We start from the raw sequence: 1,194 nt of genomic DNA, 5'->3' as shown, positions 1-1,194 counted from the left end.
GTTCTACTTGTTGTACGATGGCATGACCCAAGCAAACATGGATTTCACGGCCGACGTTTGTTATGCCGCGATGATGCACCTGACTGAAGCAATCAAAGACGGCAAACCTGCTGGATTGAAAGAGCTGGGCGATTGGGAAACCATCTATCAAGGGTTGTCGACATTACCTGAGCAAGCTAAGCAGAGCTGGTTTAAGTTTGATCATTTCTATTCGGATCGTTCTTTCCCATTGCTGCTTAAAGAAGTGTTTGCCAATGAGCCAAAACATATTGTCGATATCGGTGGCAATACGGGTAAATGGGCAATGCAGTGCTGCAACTACGATAAAGATGTGCATGTGACCATTGTTGATTTGCCGCAGCAATTGGAAGTCGCGATGTCGAACGTGGCAGAGAATCAGCTCAGCGAGCGCGTGCATCCGTATCCTGCCAATATGCTTGATAAAGCCCAAACATTGCCTGATCATGCCGATATTTGGTGGATGAGCCAGTTCTTAGATTGTTTCTCTCCAATTGAAATTTTAAATATTTTGAAGAAAGTGAAGGCGCAGTTGAGCGCGGGCGATACCGTTTACGTTCTCGAACTGTTTTGGGATGCGCAGAAATACGCGGGCGCGTCATACAGCTTAAATGCTACCTCGCTTTACTTTACCTGCCTAGCCAATGGTAATAGCCGTTTCTACCGTAGTGATGATTTCCTAGAAATTGTTGAAGCAGCAGGTCTCTCTGTTGTGGAAAGAACGGACAACATTGGCCTCGGACATACCTTATTAAAACTCCAAGCAAGCTAGTATAAAGAATGAAAACAGAGCACAAGCAAGTTGTCGTCGTTGGCGCAGGTCCTTCGGGTTCCACCGTTTCTGCGTTGCTAAAATCCCGTGGTATTGATGTTGTCGTGATCGAAAAAGCGACGTTCCCTCGTTTCTCAATTGGCGAAAGCTTACTTCCAGCTTGTATGGAGGTGGTTGAACTTGCCGGAATGACAGAGGCGGTGAAGCAGCATGGCTTCCAATTCAAAGATGGTGCGGCGTTCCGTCGTAACGGGGTCTACACCCACTTTGATTTCACTGACAAATTTACCGCAGGACCAGGCACCACATTTCAGGTTCAACGCGCCAGCTTTGATAAAGTGCTCGCTGACAGCGCCGCAGAGCAGGGCGTCGATATTCGTTATCAACATGAGCTGGTTAGCTTG

General features: G+C 47.3%; 2 protein-coding genes. Both read left to right on the top strand.

The genetic code is table 11. From position 1 onward, the window contains the following. Nucleotides 1-790 (top strand): methyltransferase (locus R7E00_RS24280; protein WP_318124802.1); only part of this gene is annotated, 790 nt, incomplete at its 5' end. 8 nt (nucleotides 791-798) lie between these two features. Next, nucleotides 799-1,194: NAD(P)/FAD-dependent oxidoreductase (locus tag R7E00_RS24275; protein WP_318124801.1), on the top strand; the 396-nt coding region annotated here is incomplete at its 3' end.

The sequence above is a fragment of the Vibrio sp. Vb1755 genome, assembly GCF_033338635.1.
GTDB classification, from domain to species: domain Bacteria; phylum Pseudomonadota; class Gammaproteobacteria; order Enterobacterales; family Vibrionaceae; genus Vibrio; species Vibrio alginolyticus.
The sequence above is the reverse complement of the archived record's forward strand: the minus strand, read 5'-3'. Positions and strand labels throughout refer to the sequence as shown.